Annotated in this window: 9 protein-coding genes; 5 read left to right on the top strand and 4 right to left on the bottom strand. The window is 72.6% G+C overall.

Going from position 1 to position 8,992, the window contains the following annotated elements; translation table 11 throughout:
* Both VMR86_04215 and VMR86_04210 read left to right on the top strand, forming a co-directional pair.
* Positions 1-881, top strand: an 881-nt coding sequence (locus VMR86_04215; GenBank protein ID HTO06241.1) for an FAD-dependent oxidoreductase, incomplete at its 5' end; no start/stop codon positions are given.
* Complete coding sequence (locus VMR86_04210; protein ID HTO06240.1) at positions 878-2,341, top strand: fatty acid--CoA ligase family protein; 1,464 nt, start codon at positions 878-880, stop codon at positions 2,339-2,341. The genes VMR86_04215 and VMR86_04210, both read left to right, overlap by 4 nt.
* Here the strand turns inward: VMR86_04210 and VMR86_04205 are convergent.
* The 4 genes from VMR86_04205 to VMR86_04190 are packed head-to-tail and all read right to left on the bottom strand — an operon-like array spanning position 2,310 to position 7,354.
* Positions 2,310-2,825: a DUF3261 domain-containing protein gene (locus VMR86_04205; protein ID HTO06239.1), complete on the bottom strand. Its 516-nt coding sequence runs from the start codon at positions 2,823-2,825 to the stop codon at positions 2,310-2,312. The two genes, VMR86_04210 and VMR86_04205, sit on opposite strands and share 32 nt — an antisense overlap.
* Positions 2,818-5,184, bottom strand: coding sequence for an MMPL family transporter (locus VMR86_04200; GenBank protein HTO06238.1), 2,367 nt, complete (start codon positions 5,182-5,184; stop codon positions 2,818-2,820). Before VMR86_04200 ends, VMR86_04205 begins: the two co-directional genes overlap by 8 nt.
* Entirely contained in the window at positions 5,181-5,819 is a 639-nt protein-coding gene (locus VMR86_04195) for an outer membrane lipoprotein carrier protein LolA (protein ID HTO06237.1), read from the bottom strand. The genes VMR86_04200 and VMR86_04195 overlap by 4 nt, the downstream gene beginning before the upstream one ends.
* The gene (locus VMR86_04190) at positions 5,816-7,354 is read right to left on the bottom strand and encodes an aromatic amino acid ammonia-lyase (GenBank protein HTO06236.1); all 1,539 of its coding nucleotides are present in this window, start codon (positions 7,352-7,354) and stop codon (positions 5,816-5,818) included. The genes VMR86_04195 and VMR86_04190 overlap by 4 nt, the downstream gene beginning before the upstream one ends.
* Positions 7,355-7,429: 75 nt before the next feature.
* Here VMR86_04190 and VMR86_04185 point away from each other — a divergent pair, with 75 nt between their 5' ends.
* The 3 genes from VMR86_04185 to VMR86_04175 all read left to right on the top strand — a co-directional run bounded on the left by VMR86_04185 (position 7,430) and on the right by VMR86_04175 (position 8,980).
* A complete protein-coding gene (locus VMR86_04185) occupies positions 7,430-7,831 on the top strand; it encodes a hypothetical protein (protein HTO06235.1) in 402 nt (133 codons plus the stop codon).
* Between the two features lie 122 nt (positions 7,832-7,953).
* A complete protein-coding gene (locus tag VMR86_04180; GenBank protein ID HTO06234.1) occupies positions 7,954-8,724 on the top strand; it encodes a lysophospholipid acyltransferase family protein in 771 nt (256 codons plus the stop codon).
* On the top strand, positions 8,720-8,980 hold the full coding sequence (locus tag VMR86_04175; GenBank protein ID HTO06233.1) for a phosphopantetheine-binding protein: 261 nt from the start codon (positions 8,720-8,722) through the stop codon (positions 8,978-8,980). The genes VMR86_04180 and VMR86_04175 overlap by 5 nt, the downstream gene beginning before the upstream one ends.
* Positions 8,981-8,992 lie beyond the last annotated feature (12 nt).

The raw sequence follows: 8,992 nt of genomic DNA, 5'->3' as shown, positions 1-8,992 counted from the left end.
GCACGCCGTCCGAGGACTCGCTGCTGCGCGTGCGCGCGGCGGGCGCAGTCTCGGAGCTCGCGGCCGGCGTCGTGGTCGACGCGAGCGGCGACGCGGCCGCGGCCGCGCTCGGGGGCGCGGCCACCGAGCAGTCACCGCCCGAGGAGCTGCAGTGCCCCTCGTACGTGTTCCGGCTCGACGGCGTCGACACCTCGCAGCTGGTCGGCTTCGCGCGGCTGAAGCTCGGAGCCGCGCTCGCCGGCGGCGTGCGCGCGGGCACGCTGCCGCCCGGCGCCGACGCGATCGTGGTGCGCGCGAGCGGCCGTCCGGGCGAGGTGTTCGCGACCTTGAACCTGCCGCGGCCCGCAGGCGAGCCCTGGGCGCCGCTCGACCCCGAGTGTCTCGCGCGCATGGAGCGCGGGGCGCGCGCCACGGCGGAGGCGATCGCGAGCTTCCTGCGAGACACGCGGCCGGCGTTCGCGCGCGCGCGGCTGGCCGAGCACCCGGGCCGGCTGGGCGTGCGCGAGACGCGCCGCATCGCGGGCAGCGTGCGACTCAGCGCCGAGGACGTGCTCGCCGGCCGCCGCCGCGACGACGAGGTCGCGCTGTCCACCTGGCCGATCGAGCTCTGGCAGGACCACCGCCGCCCGGTGTTCGAGCAGCCCGCCGGCGCGTGCTCGGTGCCGCTGGGCGCGCTCGTGTCGCGCACGCACCCGCGCCTGGGCGCCGCGGGCCGCTGTCTGTCGGCGACTCACGAAGCGCTGGGCGCCCTGCGCGTGATCGGCACCGCGCTCGCCACCGGCGAGGCGATCGGCGCCGCGGCCGCGCTCGCGGCCGACCGCGGCAAGGCGCTGGCCGAGGTTGCGCCGTCCGAGGTTCGCTCCCAGATTCACGGGCCATGAGCGAGACCGTCCTCGACCGGATCCGCGCCCACGCCGCGCGCGACCCCGCGCACCCGGCGCTGGTCTCGGGCGGGGCCGTGGCCGAGCGCATCGGCTACGGGGAGCTGCTGGCGCGCGTCGATGCGCTGGCCGCGCGCCTGCGCGCCGCCGGAGTGACTCGCGCGCAGCGCGTGGGGCTGGTGGCGGAGCAGGGCGCGGGCTTCATCGAGCTGGCGCTCGCGATCCTCGCGGCCGACGCGTGTCTCGTGCCGATCGCGTCCGACCACACCGGCGCCGTGCTCGACGAGTTCGCCGAGCGCGCGCGCCTGCACGCGATCGTGCTCGAGCGCGAGGGCGCCGCGCGCTTCGCGCTCGTGACCCGCGCCGACGTGCCCGCGGTCGACGGCGCGGGCGAGCGCGAGTTCGCGGCGCTGCGGCCGGCGTATCTGCGCTTCACGTCGGGCACCACGGCGCGCCGCAAGGGGGTGATCCTCGGCCACGCGGCCGTGCTGGCGCGGCTCGACGCCGCGAACCGCGGGCTCGGCATCGGCCCGGCCGACCGGATCCTGTGGCTGCTGCCGATGGCGCACCACTTCGTGGTCTCGATCCTCCTGTATCTCCGCCACGGCGCGACGATCCTGCTGCCGGCCGGGTCGCTCGCGCGGCCGATCCTCGAGCTCGCCGCCGGCGAGCGCGCAAGCGTGCTGTACGCCTCGCCGTACCACATGAACCTGCTCGCGAAGGACGCCTCGGGCATCGGGCTCGCCGACCTGCGGCTCGCGATCTCCACCGCGGAAGGCCTGAGGCCCGAGACCGCGCGCGCCTTCGCCGCACGCTTCGCGCGCCCGGTGGCGCAAGCGCTCGGCATCATCGAGGTCGGGCTGCCGGTCCTGAACCTTCGTTCCGCCGAGCGCAAGCCGGACTCACTGGGCCGGCCGCTGCCCGACTACGACGTGTGGCTGCGCGGCGAGGACGGCCAGCCCGTCGCGCCGCCGACCTCGCCCGACAAGACCGGCGAGATCTGCATCCGCGGACCGGGTCTGTTCGACGCCTATCTCGACCCGTGGACCCCGGCGCGCGCGGTGCTCGAGCCCGACGGCTTCCGCACCGGCGACCAGGGCTACTTCGACGCCGACGGCGAGCTGTATCTCGTGGGCCGGCGCGCGAACCGCATCAACATGGCCGGCATGAAGTTCTTCAGCGAAGAGGTCGAGGCGGTGATCGACGCGCATCCGCGCGTGCGGCGCAGCCGCGTGTCGGGCCGCGAGCACGCGCACCTGGGCGAGATCCCGGTGGCCGAGATCGAGCCGGTGGACCCCGCGCAGCCGCCCACGCGCGCCGAGCTCACGGCCCACTGCCGCGAGCGCCTGCCCGCCTACAAGATCCCGCGTGAGTTCAAGCTCGTCGAGTCACTGCCCGAGACCGCGACCGGGAAGCTGGCCCGCGGCGTCAGTGAGGCGGCGGGAGCAGGTTCGCGCTGATCGGCGCGAGCGTGGACTCGTAGCCGCACGACGCCGCGACGATCTTCACCGCGCCGTCCGCGTCGCGGGTCACGGCGCGCGGGTCGAGCCCGGGATCGTCGACGATGCGGAAGTGCGCGCGGTGCACGTCGCGCAGCACGTTCTGGGGCGGGACGGGCAGGATCGGCCCGAGATAGCTCTCGGTCCAGGTCTGCAGGCCGATCTGGGTGACCGAGAAGGCCTTGGCGCCGAACGGAGTCAGCGCCAGCAGCACGAGCCGCGGACCGGTCTTCTGCAGCACCAGGCCGTACGACTCGTCGACGCCGCCGCCCACCACGTGGATGCGCTCGTGCACCAGCCAGTCGCCCTCGATCTCCTCGGTGGAGCGCAGGTCGCCCGGGCAGTCCGAGAGCTCGGGCGGCGGGTGCATGACCATCTCGACCGGCGCCGGCGTCTTGCAGGCCGCGGCGAGCACGGCCACGAGCATCAGGCCCCGCCTAGGCACGCGGCGTCTCCTTGGGCCCGACCCGGAGCAAGAGGAGCGAGACCGGCGCGAGCACGAGCGCGAGCGTGATGCCGATGCCCGTCGTGAGTCCGATCGCGCGCAGCGGCGGCTGACTCGAGATCGCCAGCGCCCCGAAGGAAAGCACCGTGGTGAGCGCGCACAAGAGACACGACACCAGCGTCGCGCCGAACTCCGTGCCCTCCTCTGCGCTGTCGACGATGAAGATGCCGTAGTCGACGCCCATGCCCATCACGATCAAGAGACTCACCGCGTGCATCAGGTTCGCCTCGACCCCGAAGAGCGCGTAGCTGGCCAGCACGATCACCGGCACGAGCAACGACGGCAGGAATGCCGCGGTGGCGCGCCGCCAGTCACGGTAGCGCGCGACCAGGATCAAGAGCACCGCCGCGCTGCCCAGCGCCACGAGCCGCAGCGTCTGGTCGCGGTAGCGCGAGTACAGGTCGTTCAGGAAGGTGCGCTGCTCGAAGTAGTGCACGCCCTCGAGGTCCCGAAGCGCGGCGCGCAGCGCGTCGGGGTCGTGCAAGCCGCGCAGATAGGTGATCACCGCCGTGCGGCCGTCGAGCTGCATGACCTGCGAGCTCACCAGCTCGCCCAGCGGCGACGCCCGCAGCTCGGCGAGTGTCAGGGGTGGCGGCGGCGCGGCCAGCGCCGCGGCAAAGGGCGCCGTGGTGCCCGGCTGGAAGCCCGCCTCGCGGAACGCGCGCTCGAGCCGTGCCGGAAGGTCGGGGCTCGCGCGCAGCTGCGCGAGGTTGCGCTCCTGCAGCTCGGTCGGGAAGAACACGTCGGAGAAGGAGCGCACGCCTTCGAGCTTGCCCGCGCGCATCAATCCGCCCAGTCGCGCGCGCACCGACTCGTTGCGCGCTACGGCCGTGGCCGGATCGTCGGCGATCGCGAGCACGAAGCGCCCGGTGTCGAAGTTCGACACGCGTTCGAACACGCGCTCGTCCTCGGCCTGCAGCACGGGGTTGGGCCGGAAGATCTTCGACAGGTCGTCGGCCCAGCGCAGGCGCGGCAGGCCGACCGCGCCCAGCACCAGCACCGCCACGGGCACCAGCGCCAGGAGCCTCCGGTGCTCGTGCAGCGCGAGCACCCAGGGCTCGAGGCGCCGCGCGAGCTCGGCCGACACCGGCTGCAGCCGGCGCTTGCGCGGCAGCAGGTCGGGCAGGAGCAGGAGCGACGCCACGACGGCGGCGCCGACGCCGATCACCGCGAACACTCCCAGCTCGCGGAAGCCGCGGAACGAGGTGACCGCGAGCCCGGCGAAGCTGGCCATGGTGGTGAGCGCGGCCATGACCAGCGAGCCGGTGAGTCGCCGCGCCACGTGCCAGGGCGACTCGGGCTTGGGCGACAGGCTCCACAGGATCAGCACGTGGGTCGGGTAGTCGATCGTGACTCCGATCAGCGACCCGCCGAAGCCGATCGTCATGCCGTCCAGGTGCCCGAAGATCGCGATCCCGAGCGCCATCGCGACCAAGAGCCCCACGACGCCGGGAATCATCACCATGCCCAGCGACAGCATCGAGCGGAAGAACACCAGCGAGAGCAGCGACACACCGACGAACGACACCCACGAGATGAACGTGGCGTCGCCGCGGATGCCGGCCTCGGCGTCGACCGCGAAGCGGTTCGCGCCGCTCTTCTCGAGCACGAGGTCGGCGCCGTATTTCGCGCGCAGCGACTGGAGCGCCGCGTCGATCGCCTCGAGCAACGGGCGCTGCGCGGTCGAGTCGAGCGCCGAGTCGCGGGTCGCGAGCAACAGCACCGCCCAGCGCCCGTCGCGCGTGGTGAAGGCGCCGTCCTGACTCGCGAGCGGCGGCTCGCCCGCGCGCAGTCTCTCGCTCTGGCGCGCGAACGCGCCCAGCGGGTCCTCGGGCACGATGCGCTTGAGCAAGGTCGACATGGGCAGCGCGAGCGAGCTGCGCACGCGCTCCGCCTGGACCTTCAGCCCCCGGTCGGAGAGCAGCGCGGGCAGCTCCTGCTCGGGCGCCTGCGACAGGAAGTACAGGCGCTTGGGGAAATACAGCTCGTACACGCTGCGCAGGAGCTCGGGGTCGGCGCCCGCGCGCAGCCAGGCGACCTCGGGGTTCGCGCGCAGTGTCTCGGCCAGCTCGCGCGCGGCCGCCACGGCGCGCGACGGGTCGTCGGCCGAGAGCGTGAGCACCATGGTGCGCGCCAGGTCGCTGCGCGCGAGCTCGCGCGAGATCTGCGCCAGCTCCGCGCCGTGGCCGTCGGGCATGAAGTTCAAGATGTCGGTCGAGAAGTCGAGCCCGCGCACGCCGTACAGCGCGAGCGCGGCGCACAACAGCGCCCAGGCGCCGAGCCGGACGCCGCGACTCACTTCGCCGCCCCGGCTCCGAACACCGCACGCGCCTCGTCCTCGCCGAACTCGTGCGCGACGTCGATCTTGTCGAAGAAGGTCTGCGTGCGGTCGCCGTCGCTCTCGAGCACCTCCATCTCGCGCATCTCGGCGCCGTCGCCGCGCAGCGTGATGGAGCGCAGGAACTGGTCCAGCGGCGAGTGTCTGGGCGAGAGCGCGAGCTGCCAGCGCGAGCCGTCGGCGTGGAAGTCGAGCTGGTAGATCGACTCGAGCGCCGCGCGGTCGCCGCGCCACAGCACCATCAGGTTGTCGGCGAACGCGCGCGCGACCGGGTTCTCCGACAGGTCCACGTCGCTGCCGCCCGCGGCGTCGCGGAAGCTCATGCGCCCGCCGTCGAGCACGAGCTTGGTCTCGGCCGGCTCGCGCGTGACCCGCGCCAGCCGGTCGGGCGGCGCGAAGTACAGCGTGCCGCGCGACTCGAGCGGCGCGTCGAGCAGCTTGAGCGTCTTCACTTCGTGGAACTCGGCCACCACGCCGTGCGTGGCGCGCATGTGACTCAGCAGGTCCTCGAGCGTGAGATCGCGTGCCGGCTGGGCCGGCTCGGCGGCCAGCGCGGCGAGCGCCGCCAGCGCCAGGCACAGGCGGCGTGCGCTCATGGCTGCGGGAAGGGATCCAGCGGCAGCGTGCGCGCGCGCACGAGGTCGGCCACGCGCGCGATGTCGACGTCCTGCCGGCGGTCGGCCGAGAGCGTCGGCACGTGCTTGCGCACCGCCGTGAGCAGGCGCTGGGTCGCGGCGCTGCGCGCGCCTCCGCGCAGGTCGACCGCCTGACACACCGCGAGCAGCGCGATCGACGCCACCGCCTCGGTCAGGTCGAGGATGCGCAGACACTCGCGCGCGGCGATCGAGCCCATCGACACCTTGTCCTGGTTGTGCGACTCGGTGCTGCGGCTGAACGACGCCGCAGGCATGGTGAGCTTCAGCGCCTCGGCCGCGAGCGCCGAGGCGGTCACCTGCATGCCCTTGAAGCCGTGGTGCGAGCGGTTGCCGCCCTCGTCGACCGAGATCAGCTCCGCGGGCAGGCCCTCGCTGGTCTCGGGCCGGCACAGGAGCGAGATCTGGCGGTCCAGGAGGTCGGCGACGCTGGCCACGGCGGCCTTCAGCCCGTCGAGCGCGAAGCACAGGTGACCGCCGTAGAAGTTCCCGCCGTGGAGGATCTCGCCCGTGTCGCCGTCGACCAGCGGGTTGTCGTTGGCGCCGTTCAGCTCGATCTCGAGGATGCCGCGCGCCAGCTCGGCCGCGTCGTACAGCACGCCGACCACGTTGGGCGCGCAGCGGATCGAGTAGCGATCCTGCAGCCGCGCCGGGGCCGGGGCGGGGCGCGCCGGGTCGTAGCCCAGGTGGTCGCGGATGCGCCGCGCCGCGCGCACCTGGCCCGCGTGGGGCTTCCAGGCGGCGATGCGCGCGTCGAAGTGCCGCGGGTTGCCGCGCGTGACCTCGCTCGCGATCGCCGTGATCGCGCAGGACAGGTCGGCCAGGTCGACGGCGCGCTCCCAGGCCACCGCGCCCAGCCCGGTCATGAAGCTCGTGCCGTTCACCAGCGAGAGCGACTCCTTGGGCTCGAACTCGAGCGCCTCGACGCCCAGTGACTCGAGCGCCTCCGCCGCGTCGATGATGCGCCCGCGCAGCCGCACGCGCCCTTCGCCGGCCAGCATGCCGGCCAGGTAGGACAGCGGCGCGAGGTCGCCGCTCGCGCCCACCGAGCCGAGCTCCGGAATGCGCGGCAGGCAGCGCGCCTCGAGCAGCTCGCACAGCCGGTCGAGCACGAGCCCGCGCACGCCCGAGTGACCCGACGCGAGCGACACGATGCGCGCGCTCATCACCGAGGCCGACTCGAGCTCGCCCAGCGCCGCGCCGACGCCGGTGCCGAGCATGCGGAACAGGTTGCGCACGAACTCGCCGCGGTGCTCCGCGTCGATCGTGTTGGTCACCGAGGCGCCCACGCCCGTGGTCACGCCGTACACCGACTCGCCGCGCGCGACCGCTTCGCCGACCACCGCGTGCTCGGCCTCGAGCCGGGCGCGGTACTCGGGTCGCGTGGAGATCTGCGCGCGACGCGTGCCGCGCGCCATCGCGAGGAACTCTTCGAGGTAGATCGGTGCCGAACCGATTTCGAGCGTGTCGAAAGCCATGCGCCTAGGTGTAAACAAAGCGGAAGGCACGCGCTAAGCTGCGAGCCGCGCCCCCCGCTTGGAAGGAGTGAGCAGATGTTCAGGATCCAGACCGCGATCGTCGCGGGTCTCTCGATCGCCGTCCTCGTCGGGTGCGCCCACCGGAACGAGAGTGCGCCCGCTTCGTCGAGCTCGTCCTCGTCCGCGAAGCCGGCGCCCGCACAGCAGGCCGAGCCCGCGGCGAAGCCGATCCCGAAGGGTCACCCGTTCGCGAAGATCCAAGAGGGCATGTCGGACGCCGACGTGAAGAAGATCCTCGGCGACCCGAGCGACCGCCACGAGTACATCACGGGCAAGGCGTTCATCCCGCACTACTACGGCTCCGACACGTCGCGCAGCGAGTGGATCTACAAGGGGAAGGGATCCATCGTGTTCTCGCGCAACCGCTACAGCGGAAACCTGTCGGTGGTCGAAGTCCTGTACGATCCCTCCAAGTAGGCTTTTCCCGAGAAACGGCGATCGTTTACAGTGCGGAGCGCGCGGTGTTAGACTCGGCGCGGTGCGACCTTTCGGGGGGGAGGCTTCGAAGGAGCATGCGCTCGCGCCCTCAACCCACGAGGTTGGAGACCCTCTCGCGCGCGCTCCGCACCGGCGTCGCCTTCGCCGTGTTCGGCCTGGGGAGCTTGTGGCTCGCGTTCGCATGGCTGCCGCTGCGGCGCAGGTTCGACCACAAGGCGGAGCCGTGGCGGCGCGCGCAGCTCGGAATCCACCGGCTGTTCCGCTTCCACTCGGGGCTGATGGAGCGGCTGGGCCTGATCGGAGTGACCTGGGTCGGCGCCGAGGCCCTCGACAGGCCGGGGCCGAAGATCATTGTCGCCAACCATCCGTCGCTGATCGACGTGGTGCTGATCATCGCGCGGCTGCCGCAGGCCGACTGCATCATCTCGAGCGACCGCGCGACGAACGCCTTCCTCGGCGGCTCGGCGCGGGCCGCGGACTACATCGCAAATGACTCCGGGGTCGAGGTCGTGCGCGAGGCCGCGCGCCGCCTGCGCGAGGGGCGGACCCTGGTGGTCTTCCCGGAGGGCACGCGGACCCCGGAATCGGGCGAGCTGGGCCACTTCCAGCGCGGGGCCGCCCACATCGCGCTCGCCTCCGGCTTGGATATGCTTCCCATTGAAATCAGCGTCGAGCCGCGCATGCTCATGAAGGGGCAATCGTGGTATCACGTTCCGCCACGGGCGGGACAATACACGTTGCGGGTGGGCGAGCCGGTGGTCGCGAAGAAGTACCTCGACGGCAGCGAGTCGTCGGTCATGGCGGCTCGCAAGCTGACGCGGGCGTTGCGGGCGCGTTTCGCGAGGGGGAGCACAACAGATGCAAGCCATTAGCGGGTTGGAGTCGGAGCTGAAGCGGCTCATTGTCGAGGCGCTGGTGCTCGAGGACATCGCACCGGACGAGATCGAGAGCGAGGCCCCACTGTTCGTCGAGGGTCTCGGGCTCGACTCGATCGATGCGCTCGAGCTGGCCATGGCCCTCGAGGAGCGCTTCGGCGTGAAGATCGAAGACGACCCGGACGAGAATCGCCGCATCTTCGCCTCGGTGCGAAGCCTCGCGGAATTCGTGAACTCACAGCTCGCCCACTGACGAGCTGGCTCG

The sequence above is a fragment of the Myxococcota bacterium genome (assembly GCA_035498015.1).
Taxonomy (GTDB): Bacteria; Myxococcota_A; UBA9160; order SZUA-336; family SZUA-336; genus VGRW01.
This window is presented reverse-complemented; position numbering and strand designations above follow the sequence as displayed.

What these genes read in the sequence shown, in the direction of transcription:
- VMR86_04210 (HTO06240.1), top strand. Translation starts at nt 878, where the DNA reads ATGAGCGAGACCGTCCTCGACCGGATCCGCGCCCACGCCGCGCGCGAC.
- VMR86_04190 (HTO06236.1), bottom strand. Translation starts at nt 7,354, where the DNA reads ATGGCTTTCGACACGCTCGAAATCGGTTCGGCACCGATCTACCTCGAA.
- VMR86_04185 (HTO06235.1), top strand. Translation starts at nt 7,430, where the DNA reads ATGTTCAGGATCCAGACCGCGATCGTCGCGGGTCTCTCGATCGCCGTC.
- VMR86_04195 (HTO06237.1), bottom strand. Translation starts at nt 5,819, where the DNA reads ATGAGCGCACGCCGCCTGTGCCTGGCGCTGGCGGCGCTCGCCGCGCTG.